Source organism: Roseovarius bejariae (assembly GCF_009669325.1).
Classification (GTDB): Bacteria; Pseudomonadota; Alphaproteobacteria; order Rhodobacterales; family Rhodobacteraceae; genus Roseovarius; species Roseovarius bejariae.
The window spans coordinates 1630602-1650752 of the sequence record NZ_SZWE01000001.1 but is presented as its reverse complement, the minus strand read 5'-3'; the positions used below and the strand labels follow the sequence as shown (position 1 = coordinate 1650752).

Sequence of the window (20151 nt, the reverse complement as noted above, 5' to 3'; positions counted from 1 at the left end):
GCATGATGAGACAGCTTTTCGCCCTGTGCCTTGCCTTTGCCGGTGCCTTCGCGCTGCCGGTCAATGCCAACCCTGCCACCGAGTTGGTCGATGCGCGCATCCTGAGCGGATGGCGCGGCGCGGATGGACGGCACGTTGCGGCCTTGCAGCTTGATATGAAACAGGGCTGGAAAACATATTGGCGGGCGCCGGGGGATGCGGGCATACCGCCGCGCTTTGATTGGCGCGGCTCGCAGAACCTCTCCGGTGTCTCGATCACATGGCCAACCCCGCGTACGATCTCGCAGAACGGGGTGCGGACCATTGGCTATGCCGATAGGCTGGTCCTGCCTCTGCACGTGATGCCAAAGCGCAAGGGGCAGGCGATCACGCTGGATGGCACGGTGGAGCTTGGCCTGTGCAAGGATGTCTGCCTGCCGGTGACCCTGCGCATCTCGCAGGAATTGACGCAGGACATACGCAAGCGTGACCCGAGTATCGTGGCGGCCCTTGCCGCGCGGCCCTACACGGCCCAGGAGGCCGGCGTCGGGCGCGTGACCTGTGCGGTGTCGCCCATCAAGGATGGCCTACAGTTGCGCGCAGAGATTGCCATTGACCGCCGTGGTTCGGACGAGGTCGCCGTGATCGAAACCGACAATCCGCAAATCTGGGTGGCGCAGGCCAGAACCGAACGACAGGGGGTGCGCCTCGTGGCCGAGACCGAACTGTACCATGTCAACGGAAACAGCTTTGCCCTCAATCGCGACGGCATTCGCATCACCGTGATTGGCGGGGGGCAGGCCGTTGATATCAAGGGCTGCCCGGCGCGCTAGTGTGACCGGCGGCGTCCCGTCAGGGCAAGGCCCGCATATAGCGCCAGAACCATCAAAACCGCGCCGATCGTGAACAAGCCCAAGGCTGCGGGCATTGCAGGCAGGGTGTTCAGCATCGGCAGGGCCTCAACCAGAACGGCGGGCAAATTGCCGGTAAAAACCGTCATCCCCATCGTCGCGCCCAACCACGTGATCAGCCCGACAGCCCCGACTGCAATCGTGTTTCGCACCGCTGGCACCGGCGCGTGTAGCATTCGCCGAAGGGCCTGTGTCTGGCGGGCGATGTCCTGCTGCATGGCGATCAGGGCGGGAACCACCAACAGCACCAGCACCACCCCGAATCCGAGCCCATAGACCAGCGTGATCACCGTGGGTTTGAGGAACTGCGCCTGTTGCGAGCGCTCGAACAGCAGCGGCGTCAGGCCCAGAACCGTCGTTGCCGTGGTCAGGAACACGGGGCGCAGACGGTCAACCGCTCCTTCGATGATCGCCGGAACCAAGCCGCGTTCGCGGGCGTGTTCGTCAATCGTGGTGACCAGAACGATGGAATCATTGATGATGATCCCAGTCATCCCCAGTAGCCCCACCACCGTGAACATGCTTAGCGGCACGTCCCACGCGTTATGCCCATAGATCGTACCGACCAGACCGAAGGGAATGATCGCCATCACCACCACGGGCCTCGTCCAGCTTGAGAAAACCCAGGCCAGCACAAGGTAAATCCCCGTCAGCGTCAGGATCAGGCCAAGCCGCGCATCGGCAAGGAATTCACTTTCCTGCTCGCTCAGGCCCGCAAGCCGCCACTCCACCTGATGCTCGCCCGCGATACGTGGCAGGATCTCGGTTTCGAGCGCCTCGCTTATTTCTGCGGCGCGGGCGGGGTCATCCTCGGAAATATCGCCCGTGACATTGATCAGGCGGATGCCGTTTTCGCGCCGCACGGTGGAAAACCCGGTGCGGTCCTCGACGCTTACCAGATCGGCCAGCGGAACATAGGTCCCCTGCGGTGTGCGAAGCTGGGTGCGCTCAAGGAAATCGGCGGTCAGTTCATCCTCGGGCAGTTCCACCCGGATTTCGGCACTGCGCGGCCCCGACGGATAGGTCGCGGCCTCGATCCCGTTCAGGCGATGGCGCATCACCTGCCCCAGCCCGTCAATGGTAAAGCCAAGCGCCTGCCCCTGCGGGGTCAGTTCAAGGATCAGTTCCTGCTTGTCGTAGGCAAGGTTGTCCTGCACCGCCGAGACCTCGGGATAGCGCAACAGTGCCTCTTTGAGGGCCTCCGATGCGGCCTTCAGGGTCTCGGCGGTCGCACCATAGAATTCCACATCAAGCGAATCGCCCCCGGGGCCGGAACGCCAGCCTCGAAAGCTGACAGTTTCAGCCAGCGGATGCTGTCGCACCCGGTCCTGCAATTCACCGACGAAGGCAAAGCTGGAATAGGGGCGCAGATCGGCATCGATCAGTTCGATCGCGATCCCGCCCAGTTGGTCGGGCTCTTTCGTGTCCGCCCCGGCAAGGCCATAGCCGGTGTTTCCACCGACCTGCGCCATGACGTAATCCAGCGGATTGCGCCCGTACCGTTCCTCGTACTCGGCGCCCAAGCCTTCGGTCGCGCGCTGCAATTCGCGCATCATGGCAAGTGAATCGTCGCGCGTCGCCCCGGGCGCCATGGCGAAATTCCCGGTCACGCTGCCGCGTTCGGGCGCGTTGAAGAACCGCCATTGCACCTCTCCCTGAACCAGAAGCGCCACTTGCGAGGCCAAAACCGCGATCACCGCCGCCATCACAGGGTAACGCAGCCGGATCACCCAGCCCATGACAGGCCGGAACAGGCTTTCGCGCAACCAGACAAAACCGCGGTTCACCACGCGGCTTGGCGCATCGTACCAATGGCGTTTATGCGCATGGGACAGCGAATGCGCCATATGCTTGGGCAGGATCAGGAAACATTCGACCAACGAGGCCGTCAGCACCGCGATCACGGTAAAGGGAATGTCGATGATCATATCGCCAAACCGCCCGCCAATGGCCGTCAGCCCGAAGAAGGCGATGAGTGTGGTCAGTGTGGCGGAAAAGACGGGCAGCGCCATGCGATGTGCCGCGCGTTCCGAGGCCACCACGGGCGCCTCGCCATATTTGCGATACCGCGCGTCGGCATGTTCACCCACAACGATGGCGTCATCCACCACGATGCCTAACGTGATGATCAGCGCAAAAAGCGAGACCATGTTGATCGTCAGCCCGCCGATATACATCAGGGCAATCGCCGCCAGCATCGCCACGGGAATACCGGCCGCCACCCAGAAGGCCGTGCGCGCATTGAGGAACATGAACAAAAGCGCCACCACAAGCGCCAGCCCGGTGATCCCATTGTCCAAAAGCGTATCCAGCCGCCCCGAGATCGCCTCGGATCGGGTGCGGATCAATTCGATGCTCACCCCCTCGGGTAGGCTGCGTTCCATGCTCTCGGCGACCTCGGCCACCTGCGCCTGAATAGCGATGGCATCGCCGCGCGCCGAGCGATCCACCCGGACTGACATCGCCGGATTGTCACCCACGAAATAGCTCAGGTTGCGCGTGATCCCCTCGACCCGGACCGTGGCCACATCCCCGATGGTCAAGGCCGATCCATCCGGGTTCGAGCGCAAGACAATCGCGTTGATCTGTTCGGGGCTGCGTTTCTCGACCCCGGTACGCACGCGGGTATTGGCCCCCGTCACATCGCCCGCCGGGTCGGCGTCCACCTCGCCCGCGATCACATCGGCGATCTCGGCCATGGTGATGTCATAGGACATCAGGTTGACCGAAGGCACCTCGACGATGGTCTGCGGGGCGGCGACGCCGCGTACCGTTGTACGCGTCACACCCGCGTCGAACAGGCGGGTGACCAATTCATCGGCATAAAGGCCTAATTGGTCGGTCGCCACGGGGCCGGTGATCACGATATCGGTCACCCGGTCGCGCCATGCGCCCCGGCGCACCTGTGGTTCTTCGGCCTCTTCGGGCAGGGTGGTTATTGTATCGATAGCCGCCTGAACCTCGTCGGCGGCGCGGCCCATGTCCCAGCCCGGCTCGAACTCAAGTTGGATGCTGGCACGGTCCTCGCGGCTTGTGGCGCTGCTGCTTTCCACGCCCTCCACGGCCAGAAGCACGGGTTCCAGCACCTGCACGATGGCGGCGTCCACGTCCTCCGCGCTCGCCCCGTCCCAGACGACCGAAACACTGACGCTATCGATGATCACATCTGGAAAGAACTGCGCTCGCATCTTGGGCGCGGCGGCAAGCCCCAGAACCACCAGAACCACCAGTAAAAGGTTGGCCACCGTCCGGTGGCGCGCGAAATAGGATAATATCCCACCGGCACGGGCCGGAATCTGACGCGCCATGGCCTAGCCCCCCATGCGGGTTTCAAGCCGCACAACCGTTCCCGCTGGTACTTGTGCCTGCTCCAGCTGTGCCAGAAGGCGGGACTTTTCCTCGGCGGGCAATTCGCTGTCGCCGCGCACGAACTCGATGAGCCGGGCACGGCGGTCATCGCTGAGGTCCATCAACTCGCTTGTATCCGCCTCGGACTGCTCACGCAGCGGCCGCACCTTGATTCCCGCCCCAAGAAGGGGGGACCGCTGCGCCACCACTTCGCGCCCCGTCAGGGCATCAGACCGGACAAGCACGTCATCGCCTTGCCGCCGCAATAGCGTGACAGGTAGTGCCTCAAGCCGCTCCTCGTTGCCCAGGACCAGAACGTCACCCTCTGGTCCAAGGGCCGTGGCAGGCAAACGTATGGCATCGGCAAGCGGCGGCTCCTCGACCTTGACGGTGACGAAATCTCCGGGCTTCAAACCGCCGGGCTTATCCAGCGTGGCAAAGATCATGCGCCCGGTCTGTCCCTCTTCCACGGCGCCACTGTCGCGGGTGATGCGGCCCGTGGCCTGTAAATCCAGACCCTGCGTCGCAAGGCTGACCGACACCGGCGCCGTCAGCAATTTTCCCGCGTCATCCAGAAGCCGCACATATTGCGCGGTCGAAACCCGAAAGGCGACCTCAAGCGCGCCGGTGTCGATCAGGTTCGCCAAACGCTCGTTCTGTGATACGACGCCACCGGCCACCGCATTGACGGTATCCAGCGTCCCGCCAAACTCCGCCCGGATGGTCGTATCATCCAATCGCCGTTTCGCATCGTCCCGGGCGATTTTTGACCGGGACAAACGGGTGCGGGCCTGATCGACCCGCGCCTCGGCATTGGCAAGGGCCTGGCGGCTGGCCAGTTCGGCCTGCCGGGCCTGCGATGCCGATAATTCGGCTGTCTCTACGGCTGCGGCTGTGCCAACCCCGCGGTCTTCCAAATCAAGCTGCCGTTGATAGGCGCGCTCACGCAACGCGGCCTGTTCGCGCGCGGCCTCAAGCTCATCCCGGGCAATCCCGAGCGCCCGCTCGGCATCGCGCACCTCGGCCTGTGCATCCATCAGGTCGCTTTCCGCAAGGTTCAGGGCCGATTGCGCATCCGAAGGATCGACCTGTACAAGAAGCTGGCCTTTCTCAACAACGCCACCTTCCTCGAAATCCTCCGAGAGTTGGGTCAACGTGCCGCTGGTCTTGGCGCGGATTTCCAGCGTGCGCAGGCTTTGCACCTCGCCATAGGCGGTCAGAACCGGCGTGATCGTGCGGGCCTCGGCGCGCACGAGATTGACGGCAAAGACACGTTCGCGCCGTTCGGGAACCGTCGGTTCGCTTCCCATGCGTTCCTGCACGGCACTGAAAATCAATTGGCCCGCATAAATCAGCAGGGCCACCGTAAGCGAAAGCAGAAACAAGCCGGTCAGGCTGTGACGCAGAAACCGCATGCGCAACGTGTCCTTTACAGGGCCAATTCGGCCACCCGTTCAATGTAAGGGCCCGGCATGAAAAGCCAAGCGCAGCAGGTAATACGCCGCAGCGCGCTATTTCCGTCGCTGGTGTTCGTCCAGACGGGGCATGATCTCAACAAAGTTGCAGGGGCGGTGCCGGTAATCCAGCTGCCACTTGAGGATTTCGTCCCATGCATCCTTGCAGGCCCCCGGGCTTCCGGGCAGGGCGAACAGGTACGTGCCCCCGGCCACGCCACCCGTGGCACGCGATTGCACCGCGCTCGTGCCGATCTTCTGCAACGAGACCATGGTAAAGACCGTCCCGAAGGCGTCGATCTCCTTTTCATAAACATCACGATGCGCCTCGACCGTGACATCCCGCCCGGTCAGGCCCGTACCGCCGGTGGAGATCACCACATCCACCTGATCCGAGGCGATCCATTCCCGCAGCTGGTCGGCGATCTGGTCGCGTTCGTCGCGCACGATCATCCGGTCGGCAAGGGTGTGTCCCGCCTCTTCGATCCGGCTCACCAGAACCTCGCCCGAGCGATCCTCGGAAATATCGCGGCTGTCGCTGACCGTCAGAACGGCGATACGCACGGGGATGAAGTCTTTGCTCTCGTCGATTCGGCTCATGCCTGTTGTGTCCCTTTATACGTCGATGTCGAACCAGTTGGGCGTTGGGCCAAGGTTGACCACATGGGTCGCCCCGATCTGGCCGGTCTGGCCCCAACTGTCATGGATATGGCCACACAGGGCCAGTTGCGGTTGCAGGCGCTTGATAGCGGCGCGGATGGCCGTGGAGCCCACCGAGATCCCCTGCGAGGTTACATCCGCAACGCCCTTGGGCGGCGAATGGGTGATCAGGATATCCGCGCTTTCACAGTGATTTAGAAGGTCCTCGGCCTGATCCTCCGTCAGGTCGCAAGACCACGCGCCAAAGGGCGTGAGCGGCACGCCATACCCCAGCCCAAAGAGGCGCACACCGGCAATCTCGAGTCCTTCGCCGTGCAGCACATGCATGCCGTCCCGCGCGGCGGCCTTCAGCTCCGCCGCACTTTCGGCATTGCCCGGAACCACCACCATCGGCGTAGTGATCCCCTCCAGCAGGGCCATGGCATCCGGCAGGCCCCGGCGGGCATTGCAGAAATCCCCGGCGCCGATCACAAGGTCGGCCTCTTGCGCGGCCTCAACCAGTGCTTCGGCGCGGGACGCGGAATGATGCAGATCGGAAAACGCCAGTATTTTCATTGGTTTGCCCCAAGCCTCGCCTTCAGTTCCAACAGGTCGGCCCATGCCTCGCGCTTGGCATGCGGGTTGCGCAGAAGGTAGGCGGGGTGGAACATCGGCAGGGCCGGGCGGCCATAAGCCTCGGCCCAGTTGCCGCGCAACCGGGTGATGCCGCGTCGGCCAAGCCCCGCCTGACAACTAATATTGCCCATCAAAACAATCACTTGCGGGTCAACCAACTCCACGTGCCGTTGCAGGAAGGGCAGCAGCATGGCGATTTCTTCGGGTTTGGGGTCGCGATTCTGGGGTGGGCGCCACGGCAGGACGTTGGTGATATATGCAGCGTTTTCAGTGCCTTGCGCATCGCGCCCCAGATCAATGGCCGCCAACATCCGGTCCAGCAAGTGCCCGGCACGGCCCACGAAGGGCCGCCCCTCGCGGTCTTCGTCGCGGCCCGGGGCCTCACCGATGATCATGACACGGGCCTGCGGGTTGCCATCCGCAAACACCAGATTGCGTGCGCCGCGTTTCAAATCGCAATGCTCAAACGCCGCCATGGCTGATTTCAAGGCATTGAGATCATTGCAGGATTTTGCCGCCGCCTTGGCCTCGGAAACGGCATCCACTTTTTCCTCGGGCACCGGGGCAGGGGGCGCTGCGGGGGTGGGCTTGGCCTGTTTTTCCGGCACCTCGTAGCGGTTCACCGGGGCATCACAAATCGCCTCGGTCGCGCCGAGTTCGATCTGCCAATCCAGCAGCGCCTTTGCCGTGTGAAAGTCCAAAGCCGATTCCATATCACGCATAAGGTAGCCCCCGGAGCGGGGAGGGAAAAGAGCTACCTCGTCCTGCCGAAAACAGCTGTCTGTGAAACGTCGGTATTTTGTCGGTATCGCGTCGGTGAAGCTATGCCGGTCCTTTCGCCTTGTAGCCTGCCGCGAAATCGGATGTTTTGATCCCGCAGGACCAACACAGGACAGCGCGCGCATGTTCAAAGAGATCAGACCCTCGGCCGTCTACATGGGCGCGCTTGCCGCCTTCGTCGGCTACACAGCCTCATTCGCCATCGTCTTGGCGGGTCTGAGAAGCATGGGCGCAAGCGAGGCACAGGCCGCAACGGGGTTGTTCTTTGCCACGCTTGGCATGGGGGTGTGCAGCATCTGGCTTCCGGCGGTGACCCGTATCCCGGCGGCTGTCGCGTGGTCCACGCCCGGCGCGGCCTTTCTCGCCTCGACTGCCGCCTTGCCGGGGGGCTTCGCCGAGGCCGTGGGCGCGATGATTGTCTGTGCGGGTTTGATCGTCTTTACCGGGTTCGTTCCCGCGCTGGGTCGTCTGGTGGCGGCAATCCCCAAACCTGTGGCCAATGCGCTCTTGGCGGGGGTCTTGTTCAACCTCTGCCTTGCCCCGGCGCAGGCACTTGGCGCGATCCCGCTTTTGTTCCTGCCGGTGTTGGTGGCGTGGCTGGCGGGGCTGATGTGGCACAAGCTGGCGGCGATGCCGCTGGCGATGCTGGCCTTCGTCGCGGTCTTGTTCTCGGGTGTCGACCTGCCCTCGGGGGGGCTTTCACTGGAAGGGCAATGGCACCCCGATGTAGTGCCCTTTGCCCCGATCTTCAGCCTGCAAGGCGCGGTCTCGATCGCCCTGCCGCTTTACCTTGTGACCATGGCGGGGCAGAACATTCCCGGTTTCGCGGTGCTGGAACTCAACGGGTACACGGTGGAGCGGCAACCGATGATCCGCAACACCGGGCTGGCCAGCCTGTTGATTGCGCCCTTTGGGGCAGTGCCGGTCAACATGTCTGCGATCACCGCCGCGATGATGGCGGGTGAGGATGCGGGCCGCGATCCGGCGCATCGCTATTGGGCGGCCATCGTTTCCGGGGTGGCTTACGTGATCCTGGCCTTCGTCGCGGCCCCGGTCACCGCCTTGGCGAGTGTCGCTCCGGCGGAGTTGATCACCGGGGTGGCCGGCCTTGCCCTGATTCCGGCGCTCGTGGGCGCGCTTTCGGGGGCGTTCACCCATGCCAAGCAAATGGAGGCCCCGGCGCTGACCTTCCTGATTACCGCCAGTGGCATGACGTTGCTCGGCATAAGCGGCGCCTTCTGGGGCGTGGTCGCAGGGGTGGTGATTTGGGGGATGAAGGGCCTGCGCCATCAGTCAGAGGTCAGCCAAGGCTGACGCGCTGCTTGCCCCGCGCCGCCACCCTTCCTATAAGCGGGAAGGATCACGGAACGGAGCGGCGGATGACCTTTTCACAGTCCCATCTTCTGGGGATCGAACCCCTCAGCCCCCCCGAGATCACCACCATTCTGGATTTGGCCGATCAATACGTCGATCTGAACCGCCGCGACGTGAAGCATTCCGATGCCTTGGCGGGTCTCACACAGATCAACATGTTCTTTGAAAACTCCACCCGCACGCAGGCCAGTTTCGAGATCGCGGGCAAGCGTCTGGGCGCGGATGTGATGAACATGGCGATGCAGGCCAGCAGCATCAAGAAGGGCGAAACCCTGATTGACACGGCCATGACCCTCAATGCCATGCACCCCGATCTGCTGGTGGTGCGGCACCCGCATTCGGGCGCGGTCGACCTCCTGTCGCAAAAGGTGAATTGCGCGGTTCTGAACGCGGGCGACGGGCGACACGAACATCCCACGCAGGCGCTTCTGGATGCGCTGACCATTCGGCGAGCCAAGGGGCGGCTGCATCGCCTGAATATCGCGATCTGTGGGGACATCGCGCACAGCCGCGTGGCGCGGTCGAACATCCTTTTGCTGGGCAAGATGGAAAACCGCATCCGCCTGATCGGGCCGCCCACCCTGATGCCTTCGGGGATCGCCGATTTCGGCGTCGAAGTGTATGACGATATGGAAGAGGGCCTGCGCGATGTCGACGTGGTGATGATGCTGCGCCTTCAGAAAGAGCGCATGGATGGTGGGTTTATCCCGTCGGAACGCGAATATTACTTCCGCTATGGTCTGGATGCCGAGAAGCTGGGGTTCGCCAAGGAAGACGCCATCGTCATGCACCCCGGCCCGATGAACCGCGGCGTCGAAATCGACGGCGAGATCGCCGACGACATCAACCGCAGCGTCATTCAGGAACAGGTGGAGATGGGCGTGGCCGTGCGCATGGCGGCGATGGACCTTCTTGCGCGTAACCTGCGCGCCAAGCCGCGCGAGGTTCTGGCATGAGCGAGCGCTTCGAGATCAAGGCGCATGAGCACGGCATCGTACGGTTGTTCACCCTGGATACCGATGCGGACGGCCCGGCGATGTCGACCGAACCGGACTGGGGCGCCGATACCGATGATCCGCCTTGGCCCCTGCGTGATGCGCTGGGCGTCACATATCTCGATTCCGATTTCATCGAGCTGTTCGATGTGGCCGATTTGGAAGGCGTGGGCTTGCCGCAATACATGATCGACGGGCTGGGCGTGTCCGAGGCCGATGTGGAGGAAGACCGCGCCCGCCTTGAGGCGATCAGTGGCAAGATTCTGGTGGTGGTCTCCAGTGCTTTTGGTGGATTTGCCGGAACCCTGACGCCGAAATCGCCGTTGCGCTGGATCGGCACCTATACCGAAGACCGCGCGCCGGTGAGTTTCAAACCGCTACCCTCGGAAGGGGCCAAGGGCGCCACGGGCGACAAGGCTCCGCCCAGTGACGCGGCCATGTCGGGCCGCGTGGCCAGCATCGCGCTTCTGGTGCTGTTCGCGCTGGTGGCCGTGGTGGTCTGGGTGGCGTCATGATGGAAAGCACGGTCCATTCGCTGGTGCCCACGACGCCGCTGGCGGAGGGGGAGACCGTGATCGAAAGCTTCCACCCCGACAAACAGGCCTATCTCTGGGCGCATGTCTGGCTGGCCGTTGTGGCCATGGGGGCGGGGATGGTGATCCTCTGGGGCATCGGCAACCCGTATGTCTGGACGGGCGGTGTGGGCGGTCTGGCCGCCGTGGGCCTGCGCGCGTGGTACGTCGCCTCGGACGAGCTGAACGTGCGCTGGGACCTGACCAACCGACGGGTGCTTGGCCCGCAGACCCGCGCGGCCATGCTGCGCGAGATCGACAAGGTCCGCACGCTGGGGTCGGCGGTGCAGATCATCACCACAGGTGGCGACAAGCACCTTCTTAAATTCCAATCCGACCCGGCCTCCACCAAGGCCCGGATCGAGGCCCAGATGGGGAGAGCGACGGGATGAGTGTTCTTGGACGACTGGAGAAGGTAGAACTTCGCGACATCTGGAAGACCGAGGCGCAGGATTTCACCCCATGGCTTGCTGGAGAGGACAATCTTGCCTTGCTTAGTGATACGCTCGGGATTGATCTGGAACTGGAGGCGGTTGAACAGAACGTCGGCCCGTTCCGCGCGGATATTCTCTGCAAGGATACGCTCAGTGATCGCTGGGTTCTGGTGGAAAACCAGCTTGAACGTACCGACCACACACATCTAGGGCAGTTGATGACCTACGCGGCGGGTCTGGATGCCGTGACGATTGTCTGGATTGCGTCGCGCGTTGCCGACGAACACCGCGCAGCGATGGATTGGCTTAACGAGATCACCGATACCGAGGTGAGGTTCTTTGCGCTTGAGGTGGAGTTGTGGCGGATCGGAGAAAGTCCGGCTGCGCCGAAGTTCAATGTGGTTAGCAAACCCAATGACTGGTCGCGCAGTACGACTGCTGCTTCTAAGGCCGTGGCTGAAGGTGAACTTTCTCCAACACGACAGTTGCAACGCGAGTATTGGGAAACCGTCGAAGGGTTGTTGGAAACTGGGTCAGGACCAATAAGGCCGGTGAAGCCACAAGCTGCGTCTTGGGTGGGCCATAGCATTGGGCGTACTCATTTCAGTTTGAACATGAGCATGAACACACGCGAGAATTGGATCCGAGTCGAACTTTACCTTTCCGGACCGGCGGCAAAAGGCAATTTCGATATGCTTGCCGACCAGAAAGACCAAATTGAACAGGAATTGGGCCGTGACCTTGATTGGCAAAGATTGGATGAAAAGCGCGATGCGAGAATTTGTGTGACAAGGAACGCGGCTGCCCTTGATCAAAAGCAAAGCTGGGCAGAAGAGCATCAGTGGCTGACAGAACACTTGATTGCCTTTCACAAAGTATTTGCGCCCCGTATTCGAGGAATTGACCCCGAAATGGCAGGACTCGTCTCATGACCACGACCCTTTTCACCAATGCCCGGTTGATCGACCCCGAGGCAGGCACCGACGCGCCCGGTTGGCTTTTGATCGAAGGCGGCGCAATCACGGCGACCGGCCCCGGTGAGGCGCCCAATGCCGATGCAATAGTGGATTGCGGCGGCAAGTGCCTTGCCCCCGGCATCGTCGATATCGGCGTGAAGGTCTGCGAACCGGGCGAGCGGCACAAGGAAAGCTATCGCTCCGCCGGGCTGGCGGCGGCGGCGGGGGGTGTCACAACCATGGTCACCCGCCCCGATACCGCCCCCGCCATCGACAATCCCGAAGCGCTGGAATTCGTGGCGCGGCGCGCCAACTCCGCCGGGCCGGTGAACGTGCGCCCCATGGCGGCCCTGACGAAGGGCCGCGAGGGCCGCGAGATGACCGAAATCGGGTTTCTCATGGATGCCGGTGCCGTGGCTTTCACCGATTGCGACAACGTGATCACCAACACCAAGGTGTTCCAGCGGGCGCTGACCTATGCGCGGGGCATGGGCGCCTTGGTCATCGCCCACCCGCAGGAGCCGGGCCTGTCGGCGGGGGCGGCGGCGACCAGTGGCAAGTTCGCCTCGCTGCGCGGGATACCGGCGGTTTCCCCCATGGCCGAGCGGATGGGCATCGACCGTGACATCGCCCTGCTGGAAATGACCGGCGCGCGCTATCACGCCGATCAGATCACCACCGCCCGCGCCTTGCCCGCCTTGGAGCGCGCCAAGCGCAACGGGCTGGACATCACCGCCGGCACAAGCATTCACCACCTGACGCTCAATGAACTGGACGTGGCCGATTACCGGACCTTCTTCAAGGTCAAGCCGCCCCTGCGTTCGGAAGACGACCGGCAGGCCGTGGTCGAGGCCCTGCGCACTGGGTTGATCGACACGCTCAGCTCCATGCACACCCCGCAGGACGAAGAAAGCAAACGCCTGCCGTTCGAGGAAGCGGCCAGCGGTGCGGTGGCCCTCGAAACCCTGCTGCCCGCCGCGATGCGGCTTTACCATGCGGGGGACCTGGACCTGCCGACGCTGTTCCGTGCCATGGCATTGAACCCGGCGAAACGGCTTGGCCTGCCCTCCGGGCGACTGGCCGAAGGCGCACCCGCCGATCTGGTGCTCTTCGACCCGGACAAGCCCTTTATCATGGACCGCAGCACCCTGCGGTCAAAATCCAAGAACACCCCCTTTGACGGCCAGCGGATGCAGGGCCGCGTGCTGGCCACCTATGTTGCCGGTGCCCAAGTCTACGAGGCCGCGTAAATGCCAGTGATCGAGTCCACTTCCACCATCCTGATCCTCTGGGCGGTGATCGGCTATGTGATGGGGTCGATCCCCTTCGGCATGGTGCTGGCCAGGCTGATGAACCTCGGCAACCTGCGCGAGATCGGCTCGGGCAACATCGGGGCGACCAACGTCTTGCGCACCGGCAATAAGCTGGCGGCCTTCGGGACGCTGGTCCTCGATGGTGGCAAGGGGGCGGTAGCGGTCTTGCTGGCGCGGCTTCTGGCCGGTGAGGATGCCGCGCAACTGGCCGGGCTCATGGCCTTTGTCGGGCATTGCTATCCTGTCTGGCTGGGCTTCAAGGGCGGCAAGGGCGTGGCCACCTTCCTTGGCCTGATGCTGGCGCTGGCCTTTCCGGTGGGGGCGCTGTGCTGTTTGGCATGGCTGGTGACAGCCGTCATTACGCGGATTTCCTCGCTCTCGGCCATCGTCGCGGCGGCCACTTCGACCTTCTGGGTGGTCTTTATTGGGCCGGGAGCGATCTTCCTGCTAAGCGCCATCCTGACCCTGCTGGTCTTCTGGCGGCACCGGGAAAACATCGCCCGTTTGCGCGACGGAACCGAACCGAAGATCGGTCAGAAGTGAATGACGCCTGTCTAACGGGCCTTGAACCGGCACCCGCCAGAGGCTCATACCTAAAAACCACGGCTTTTGGGCCGGGATTTCTTCGCACCGCACAGGCCCGATCCCCTCTTTCTTCTTTTAAAAAATATCCCGGGGGGCCGGGGGCTGGCCCCCGGTTGCGCCACGCTTAATACGAATACTCCGCATAAATCCGGGTCAGGTCGCCGTTCCAATCGCCGTTGTAATGCTCCAGCAATTCATCGGCAGGCACCTTTCCGGTCTCGATGCTTTCCTTCAGGGCATTCAGGAAATGGGTCTCGTCCCCGATCAAACCGCCCGCCCCGGGCCGGGCTCGCGCCTTGAGGCCTGCCTCGGAAATCGCCACGGCCTCGCGGGCGATCTCGTGCATGGACATGCCGTTGACCGTCGTGTCCAAGGCGTCTTCGCTCGCTGCCACACGCAGGGCCTCGCGGGTGGGGGCATCCCAATCCTTGACCAGATCCCAGGCCGCATCCAGCGCGCTTTGGTCATACATCAGCCCCACCCAGAAGGCGGGCAGCGCGCACAGCCTGCGCCAGGGGCCGCCATCGGCGCCGCGCATCTCGATGAATTTCTTGATCCGCGCCTCGGGGAAGATGGTGGTCAGGTGATCGGCCCAATCCGACATCAGCGGCTTCTCACCGGGCAGGGCGGGCAATTCGCCCTTCAGGAAGTCCCGGAACGATTGCCCCAAGGCGTCGTGATAAACCCCGTCGCGATAGACGAAATACATCGGCACATCGAGGGCGTATTGCACCCATGCCTCGAACCCGAACCCCTCGTCGAAAACGAAAGGCAACATGCCCGTGCGGTCGGCATCCAGATCGCGCCAGACGCGGGACCGCCATGACTTATGGCCGTTGGGCTGGCCCTCGAAGAACGGCGAATTGGCGAACAGCGCCGTGGCCACGGGTTGCAAGGCCAGTGCCACGCGCAGCTTTTGCACCATGTCCGCCTCGGAGCCGAAATCAAGGTTCACCTGCACGGTGCAGGTCCGGTACATCATGGATTTGCCCATGGTGCCGACGCGATCCATGTAATCGGTCATCAGCTTGTATCGCCCCTTGGGCATCTGCGGCATTTGCTCATGCGTCCAGATCGGCGCGGCCCCCAGCCCGATGAACCCCACGCCGACCTTGTCGGCGATGTCTTTGACGTCGGCAAGGTGCTGGTTCACCTCGTCACAGGTCTGGTGGATGTTTTCCAAAGGCGCGCCCGAAAGCTCCAACTGCCCACCCGGTTCAAGGCTGACGTTCGCGCCGTCCTTTTCCAAGCCAATCAGCTTGCCGCCTTCTTCCAGCGGGGCCCAGCCATGGCCATCGCGCAACCCTTCCAGCACGGCCAGAACGCTGCGCTCACCCTCATAGGGGATGGGCTTGAGCGTATCCTTGCAATAGCCGAATTTCTCGTGCTCGGTGCCGATGCGCCAGTCTTCGCGCGGTTTGCACCCGCTTTCGAGGTACTCGGCCAGTTGTTCGTGCCGTTCGATCGGGTCGCCACCGGATTGGGGTATGGACATGCGCACCTCTCCTGCCTTGCCGCGCGGGTATGACGTTCAGAAGTGGCCCCAATCGTCCGGGGTGTCAATGCAACATCACTGTGCGTTTTTGCCAGATAACGACGGCTTGATCACCGGATGCGGACATCTGCGACAACATGTATTCGGTGCGCAGGCCCGGCAGGGCGGCGAAGGCATCAAAGAGGTCGTCGGACCCTTCGGCGTTGATAGGGATATGCAGATCGGGCTGGCCGGGTTGGCGCAAGACCCAATGCGCGGGCTTGCCAGACCGGTCGAGCATCAGGGCGCTCATCTCGCTGCGCGCCACGGCGCCACCGGTCAAGGGGCCGAAATAGGAAATCTGCCCTTCATCTACTTGGACCACCCCTGCGCCACCATTTGCCCCGCGAAACCTTGCGCGTTGTATCCCCGCGGCGGTCAGCGCCAGACCCGCAAGGACAACCGCGTAGCCGATCCAGTACAACAGGCCCCCCATCCCAAGAATCCACCACGCGCCAAGGGCCACGGCGCCGGTCCCGAACAGCGCCTCGCGCCAGCGGGCAAGGCTTTGCATCGCTTCGGGCCGGACAAAGCTCATGCCCAGTCCCCCAACGCCTGCTGCCAGACGGTCAGCGCCGCCACCGCCGCCGTATCGGCCCGCAGGATTCGCGGCCCGAGGCTGACCGCATGGGCAAAGGGCAGGGCGTGCAGTCGCGCGCGTTCGGCCTCGGAAAACCCGCCTTCGGGACCGATGAGAATGGCCCATTTGCCGCCTCCGGCCTGCCCCAGTGTTTCGCCCGGCCCGGCCAGTGCCTCGTCGCAGAACATCAATTGCCGGTCCTCGGGCCAATCGGCCAAAAGCCGGTCCAGCTTCTGCAAATCGCTGACGTCGGGCACGAAGGTTCCGCCGCATTGCTCGGCGGCCTCTACGGCGTGGGCCTGCAATCGGTCCTGCCGGATGCGCTCGGAATTGGTGAACTCGGTCTGCACCGGCATGATCCGCGCGGCCCCCATCTCGGTGGCTTTCTCGACGATGAAATCGGTGCGCGCTTTCTTGATCGGCGCGAACAACAGCCACAGGTCGGGCGGATCGCACTGTGGCGCGGTCTGCTCCACCGCGTCCAGTGTGCCACCGCGCTTGCCCGCCTCGCGCACCTCGGCCCGCCACTCGCCGTCGCGCCCGTTGAATACCGCCAGGGTATCGCCCACCCCGCGCCGCATCACCCCAAACAGGTAATGCGCCTGTTCACGGGTCAGAGGAATGGTTTGCCCTTCCCCCAAGGGCTGCTCTACATAAAGCCTGATCTTCGTATCCGCCATGGGGGCACCATATGACCGGCACAAACGAGACGCCAGAGGACAAGGGCCAAGTCGCCGACGCTTATCGCGGCAATTGGGTGGACAGGCTGGCGCCCGAAGCCACGCGCCCCTACCTGCGGCTGTCGCGGGCGGACCGGCCGATTGGCACGTGGCTCCTCTTGTTGCCCTGCTGGTGGGGCCTGTTGCTGGCCATGCTGCACGATGGCCGGGCCACATGGCACGACCTTTGGATTTTCGCGGGTTGCGGCATCGGGGCCTTCCTGATGCGCGGGGCGGGCTGCACGTGGAATGACATCACCGACCGGCATATCGACGGCAGCGTCGCGCGCACCGCCTCGCGGCCCATCCCTTCGGGGCGGGTCACGGTCAAGGGCGCGCTGGCGTGGCTTGTGGCGCAGGCGCTGGTGGCCTTCTGCATCCTGCTGACCTTCAACATCGCGGCCATCGGCCTTGGGGTTCTGTCGCTTCTGCCGGTCGCGATTTACCCTTTCGCCAAGCGCTTTACGTGGTGGCCACAGGTCTTTCTGGGGCTGGCCTTCAACTGGGGCGCATTACTGGCCTGGACGGCACATACCGGGCGGCTGGAGTGGCCGGCGGTGGTGCTTTACATGGCCGGTATGGCTTGGACCCTGTTTTACGACACGATCTATGCCCACCAGGACAAAGAGGATGACGCGCTGATCGGCGTGAAATCCACCGCCCGCCTGTTCGGCGATGCCACACCCAAATGGCTGTCGGGGTTCCTGATACTCACCGTGTCCCTGATGGCCATGGCGGTGATCCTCGCCGCGATCAAGGGCAGCATCCCGGCGCTTCTGGTGGGGCTTCTTGGGCCATGGGCCATGGGCTGGCACATGTTCTGGCAAATGCACAGGCTCGATCTTGACGACAACGATGGCCTGCTGGCCCTCTTCCGGTCGAACCGGGATGCAGGCTTGTTGCCTTTGCCGTTTTTCGCCGTAGCGCTTTTGCTGTGATTGCACTTGCCCCGCACAGGGCATAGATACTGGCCAACCACTTACCGAATGGCCTTTAACTCATGCGCCTGTCATCGCTTTTTTCCATTGTTGCTGTGTTCTTCGTCGCGGCTGTCCTGTCTTTGCTGGCCGCACGATTCGCCGTGACAGCGATCGAGGACGGCTCGCGCACGGCCGTGTTGGAGGAATTGGACCGCGAAAGCCTGACCTGGGCCGAGGTGGACGCCAACGGACTTCAGGTTTTTCTTGCCGGAACGGCCCCGAATGAGGCCATGCGCTTCAAGGCGCTGACGGCGGCGGGCAAGATCGTGGATGCCGCGCGGGTGATCGACCAGATGCTCGTCGAAGACAGCAGCAAGATCGCGCCGCCCCGTTTCTCGATCGAAATCCTTCGCAATGACAGCGGTATTTCCCTCATCGGCCTCGTGCCCGCCAGTACCGACCGCGGCGACCTTGTGGACGAGATCGCCGAGCAGACCGACGAGGACGAGGTGATCGACCTTCTGGAATTGGCCGATTACCCGCAGCCCGACACTTGGCAGGACGCGGTGGACTATGCCGTTGGCTCCCTGTCGCAACTGCCCCGCGCCAAAATCTCGGTGGATGCTGAGCGCGTGATGATCACCGCGATGGCCGACAGTGAAAAAGACAAACGCCGGATCGAAACCGATCTGGCCCGCCAAGTGCCGGATGACGTGCGCCTTGCGCTTGATATTTCCTCACCCCGGCCTGTCATCACGCCCTTTACCCTGCGCTTTCTGATTGAGGGCGGCACGCCGCGCTTCGATGCCTGTTCGGCCGATACCGAAGAGGCACGCGACCGTATCCTGCGCGCCGCAAGCGAGGTCGGCCTGACCGACAAGGCGGCCTGCACCATCGGCCTTGGCGTGCCCTCGCCGAAATGGGCGTGGGCGGTCGAACAATCCATCGCCGCACTGGGCAAGCTGGGCGGGGGCAGCGTGACGTTTTCGGATGCGGATATTTCGCTGGTCGCTGCCGAAGGCACACCGCAGGCGGCCTTTGACGACGTCGTGGGGCAGCTTGAAACCTCGCTGCCCGAGGTTTTCGCCCTTCATGCCGTTTTGCCCCAGCCCGAAGACGATTCACAGGTAGCGCCGGAATTCGTGGCGACGCTCTCACCCGAAGGCCTGGTGCAGATCCGGGGCCGGGTGGATAGTGACGTGACCCGCGAAACCGTCAACAGTTTCGCCAAGGCGCGGTTTGCCTCGGATGCGGTTCACAGCACGGCCCGCGTGGCCGAAGACCTGCCGAAGGATTGGTCGCTGCGCGTGCTGACCGGGCTGGAAACCCTATCGTACCTCTCGAACGGTGCCGTGATCGTGAAACCCGAGGAACTGTCCGTGTCGGGCCAGACCGGGCAGGAAGACGCCAGCGCCATGATTTCCGGGTTCCTGTCGGACAAACTGGGCGAGCGGAACCAGTTTTCCATCGACGTGACCTACAAGGAAGAACTCGATCCGGTGGCCAGTATCCCCACCCCCGACGAATGCGAGGCCCGCATCGCCGAGGTGCAGGCCGACAACAAGATCAACTTTGAGCCGGGCTCGGCCAACATCGACCCCAACGGCGCGGCGATCATGGATGAGATCGCCGAGATCCTGAAGGAATGCGGCGAGATTCGCATGGAAATTCAAGGTCACACCGATAGTCAGGGCCGCGAGGTCATGAACCAGCAACTCAGCCAATCGCGGGCACGTGCGGTTCTTAACGAATTGCGCCTGCGCCGGGTCCTGACCTCGTCGTTTACCGCCAAGGGCTATGGCGAAAGTGACCCGATTGCCGATAACGGCACCGAGGAAGGCCGCGAGGCCAACCGCCGGATCGAATTCAAGCTGATCCGCCCCGAGCCGATCGAGCCACAGGAAACAACCCTTGAAAGCCTTGAGAAACCTATTGAAAATATAGACGAGGCTGGCGCAGACGGGGATCAGGAAGGCACCGAAGATGAACAGAACTGAATTTATTATCGCCACGGCCATCGTTCTGTTCGTGGCCTTCTGCATGGGGTGGTTCGCCAATTGGCTTGTGCATCGCTTTATCCGCGTGTCGGGCTCGGACGTGGAAGAGCTTGAGAAAATGGCGCAGGAATTGCACGAGGCCGAGGAAACCCGCGATCAGGCCATCACCTACCTGCAACAGCGCGAGGCCGAGCTGACCAACCAGATTTCGCAGACCGAGGCCGAGCTTTCGGCCACCATGGACGGCCTGCGCGAGGCCCGCCACGAGGCCGAAATGCTGCGCGGTGAGTTGGAGCGCAGCCGCGCGGGCTAACCGCGCGTGTCCTGAAACCCACGCTTTGCCGGTGTCGTCACAATATAGGGTGACGGCACGGTAAGACTTTGCCAGTATGCCGGTAATGAAAAACGGGTCACCAAACCCGACG

General features: G+C 63.1%; 19 protein-coding genes. 11 read left to right on the top strand and 8 right to left on the bottom strand.

Annotation, left to right across the window (positions count from 1 at the left end):
- Positions 1-5 precede the first annotated feature (5 nt).
- Positions 6-812, top strand: coding sequence for a protein-disulfide reductase DsbD domain-containing protein (locus FDP25_RS07900; protein ID WP_246175790.1), 807 nt, complete (start codon positions 6-8; stop codon positions 810-812).
- Here the strand turns inward: FDP25_RS07900 and FDP25_RS07895 are convergent.
- The 5 genes from FDP25_RS07895 to FDP25_RS07875 form a co-directional block, all read right to left on the bottom strand.
- Positions 809-4198: an efflux RND transporter permease subunit gene (locus FDP25_RS07895; RefSeq protein ID WP_154150540.1), complete on the bottom strand. Its 3390-nt coding sequence runs from the start codon at positions 4196-4198 to the stop codon at positions 809-811. The two genes, FDP25_RS07900 and FDP25_RS07895, sit on opposite strands and share 4 nt — an antisense overlap.
- A gap of 3 nt (positions 4199-4201) precedes the next feature.
- Positions 4202-5653 carry an efflux RND transporter periplasmic adaptor subunit gene (locus FDP25_RS07890; protein ID WP_154150538.1) on the bottom strand — a complete coding sequence of 484 codons (1452 nt, stop codon included), beginning with the start codon at positions 5651-5653 and terminating at the stop codon, positions 4202-4204.
- Positions 5654-5749: 96 nt separating this feature from the next.
- A complete protein-coding gene (gene moaB / locus FDP25_RS07885; RefSeq protein ID WP_154150536.1) occupies positions 5750-6292 on the bottom strand; it encodes a molybdenum cofactor biosynthesis protein B in 543 nt (180 codons plus the stop codon).
- A gap of 15 nt (positions 6293-6307) precedes the next feature.
- The gene (locus FDP25_RS07880; protein ID WP_154150534.1) at positions 6308-6907 is read right to left on the bottom strand and encodes a metallophosphoesterase family protein; all 600 of its coding nucleotides are present in this window, start codon (positions 6905-6907) and stop codon (positions 6308-6310) included.
- On the bottom strand, positions 6904-7680 hold the full coding sequence (locus tag FDP25_RS07875) for a uracil-DNA glycosylase (RefSeq protein ID WP_154153255.1): 777 nt from the start codon (positions 7678-7680) through the stop codon (positions 6904-6906). Before FDP25_RS07875 ends, FDP25_RS07880 begins: the two co-directional genes overlap by 4 nt.
- 190 nt (positions 7681-7870) lie before the next feature.
- Between FDP25_RS07875 and FDP25_RS07870 the strand changes: the two genes are divergently transcribed.
- The 7 genes from FDP25_RS07870 (at position 7871) to plsY (ending at position 13934) form a co-directional block, all read left to right on the top strand.
- The gene (locus FDP25_RS07870) at positions 7871-9061 is read left to right on the top strand and encodes a benzoate/H(+) symporter BenE family transporter (RefSeq protein WP_154150532.1); all 1191 of its coding nucleotides are present in this window, start codon (positions 7871-7873) and stop codon (positions 9059-9061) included.
- 65 nt (positions 9062-9126) lie between these two features.
- Positions 9127-10077, top strand: a complete 951-nt coding sequence (locus FDP25_RS07865; protein ID WP_154150529.1) for an aspartate carbamoyltransferase catalytic subunit — start codon at positions 9127-9129, stop codon at positions 10075-10077.
- Positions 10074-10631 (top strand): hypothetical protein, encoded by a 558-nt coding sequence (locus FDP25_RS07860; RefSeq protein ID WP_154150527.1) that lies wholly within the window; start codon positions 10074-10076, stop codon positions 10629-10631. Before FDP25_RS07865 ends, FDP25_RS07860 begins: the two co-directional genes overlap by 4 nt.
- Positions 10628-11080 (top strand): hypothetical protein, encoded by a 453-nt coding sequence (locus tag FDP25_RS07855; RefSeq protein ID WP_154150525.1) that lies wholly within the window; start codon positions 10628-10630, stop codon positions 11078-11080. Before FDP25_RS07860 ends, FDP25_RS07855 begins: the two co-directional genes overlap by 4 nt.
- Complete coding sequence (locus FDP25_RS07850; RefSeq protein WP_154150523.1) at positions 11077-12054, top strand: DUF4268 domain-containing protein; 978 nt, start codon at positions 11077-11079, stop codon at positions 12052-12054. Before FDP25_RS07855 ends, FDP25_RS07850 begins: the two co-directional genes overlap by 4 nt.
- Positions 12051-13328, top strand: a complete 1278-nt coding sequence (gene pyrC, locus FDP25_RS07845; protein WP_154150521.1) for a dihydroorotase — start codon at positions 12051-12053, stop codon at positions 13326-13328. Before FDP25_RS07850 ends, pyrC begins: the two co-directional genes overlap by 4 nt.
- Positions 13329-13934: a glycerol-3-phosphate 1-O-acyltransferase PlsY gene (gene plsY, locus FDP25_RS07840; RefSeq protein ID WP_154150519.1), complete on the top strand. Its 606-nt coding sequence runs from the start codon at positions 13329-13331 to the stop codon at positions 13932-13934.
- Between the two features lie 166 nt (positions 13935-14100).
- Here plsY and FDP25_RS07835 read toward each other — a convergent pair whose 3' ends face one another.
- From FDP25_RS07835 to FDP25_RS07825, 3 genes are all read right to left on the bottom strand, one after another.
- On the bottom strand, positions 14101-15471 hold the full coding sequence (locus FDP25_RS07835; RefSeq protein ID WP_154150517.1) for a glutamate--cysteine ligase: 1371 nt from the start codon (positions 15469-15471) through the stop codon (positions 14101-14103).
- A 64-nt stretch (positions 15472-15535) separates the two neighbouring features.
- Positions 15536-16048 (bottom strand): hypothetical protein, encoded by a 513-nt coding sequence (locus FDP25_RS07830; protein ID WP_154150516.1) that lies wholly within the window; start codon positions 16046-16048, stop codon positions 15536-15538.
- A complete protein-coding gene (locus tag FDP25_RS07825) occupies positions 16045-16770 on the bottom strand; it encodes a 16S rRNA (uracil(1498)-N(3))-methyltransferase (RefSeq protein WP_154150514.1) in 726 nt (241 codons plus the stop codon). The genes FDP25_RS07830 and FDP25_RS07825 overlap by 4 nt, the downstream gene beginning before the upstream one ends.
- An 11-nt stretch (positions 16771-16781) precedes the next feature.
- Between FDP25_RS07825 and ubiA the strand changes: the two genes are divergently transcribed.
- The 3 genes from ubiA to FDP25_RS07810 all read left to right on the top strand — a co-directional run bounded on the left by ubiA (position 16782) and on the right by FDP25_RS07810 (position 20039).
- Entirely contained in the window at positions 16782-17747 is a 966-nt protein-coding gene (gene ubiA / locus FDP25_RS07820; RefSeq protein ID WP_154150513.1) for a 4-hydroxybenzoate octaprenyltransferase, read from the top strand.
- 62 nt (positions 17748-17809) lie between these two features.
- Positions 17810-19726, top strand: a complete 1917-nt coding sequence (locus FDP25_RS07815; protein ID WP_154150510.1) for an OmpA family protein — start codon at positions 17810-17812, stop codon at positions 19724-19726.
- Entirely contained in the window at positions 19713-20039 is a 327-nt protein-coding gene (locus tag FDP25_RS07810; protein WP_154150508.1) for a hypothetical protein, read from the top strand. The genes FDP25_RS07815 and FDP25_RS07810 overlap by 14 nt, the downstream gene beginning before the upstream one ends.
- Positions 20040-20151: the final 112 nt, after the last annotated feature.

Bases quoted from the DNA above. Each gene is read 5' to 3' on its own strand.
- FDP25_RS07900 (WP_246175790.1), top strand. From the start codon at position 6: ATGAGACAGCTTTTCGCCCTGTGCCTTGCCTTTGCCGGTGCCTTCGCG.
- FDP25_RS07895 (WP_154150540.1), bottom strand. From the start codon at position 4,198: ATGGCGCGTCAGATTCCGGCCCGTGCCGGTGGGATATTATCCTATTTC.
- FDP25_RS07890 (WP_154150538.1), bottom strand. From the start codon at position 5,653: ATGCGGTTTCTGCGTCACAGCCTGACCGGCTTGTTTCTGCTTTCGCTT.
- moaB (WP_154150536.1), bottom strand. From the start codon at position 6,292: ATGAGCCGAATCGACGAGAGCAAAGACTTCATCCCCGTGCGTATCGCC.
- FDP25_RS07880 (WP_154150534.1), bottom strand. From the start codon at position 6,907: ATGAAAATACTGGCGTTTTCCGATCTGCATCATTCCGCGTCCCGCGCC.
- FDP25_RS07875 (WP_154153255.1), bottom strand. From the start codon at position 7,680: ATGGAATCGGCTTTGGACTTTCACACGGCAAAGGCGCTGCTGGATTGG.
- FDP25_RS07870 (WP_154150532.1), top strand. From the start codon at position 7,871: ATGTTCAAAGAGATCAGACCCTCGGCCGTCTACATGGGCGCGCTTGCC.
- FDP25_RS07865 (WP_154150529.1), top strand. From the start codon at position 9,127: ATGACCTTTTCACAGTCCCATCTTCTGGGGATCGAACCCCTCAGCCCC.
- FDP25_RS07860 (WP_154150527.1), top strand. From the start codon at position 10,074: ATGAGCGAGCGCTTCGAGATCAAGGCGCATGAGCACGGCATCGTACGG.
- FDP25_RS07855 (WP_154150525.1), top strand. From the start codon at position 10,628: ATGATGGAAAGCACGGTCCATTCGCTGGTGCCCACGACGCCGCTGGCG.
- FDP25_RS07850 (WP_154150523.1), top strand. From the start codon at position 11,077: ATGAGTGTTCTTGGACGACTGGAGAAGGTAGAACTTCGCGACATCTGG.
- pyrC (WP_154150521.1), top strand. From the start codon at position 12,051: ATGACCACGACCCTTTTCACCAATGCCCGGTTGATCGACCCCGAGGCA.
- plsY (WP_154150519.1), top strand. From the start codon at position 13,329: ATGCCAGTGATCGAGTCCACTTCCACCATCCTGATCCTCTGGGCGGTG.
- FDP25_RS07835 (WP_154150517.1), bottom strand. From the start codon at position 15,471: ATGTCCATACCCCAATCCGGTGGCGACCCGATCGAACGGCACGAACAA.
- FDP25_RS07830 (WP_154150516.1), bottom strand. From the start codon at position 16,048: ATGAGCTTTGTCCGGCCCGAAGCGATGCAAAGCCTTGCCCGCTGGCGC.
- FDP25_RS07825 (WP_154150514.1), bottom strand. From the start codon at position 16,770: ATGGCGGATACGAAGATCAGGCTTTATGTAGAGCAGCCCTTGGGGGAA.
- ubiA (WP_154150513.1), top strand. From the start codon at position 16,782: ATGACCGGCACAAACGAGACGCCAGAGGACAAGGGCCAAGTCGCCGAC.
- FDP25_RS07815 (WP_154150510.1), top strand. From the start codon at position 17,810: ATGCGCCTGTCATCGCTTTTTTCCATTGTTGCTGTGTTCTTCGTCGCG.
- FDP25_RS07810 (WP_154150508.1), top strand. From the start codon at position 19,713: ATGAACAGAACTGAATTTATTATCGCCACGGCCATCGTTCTGTTCGTG.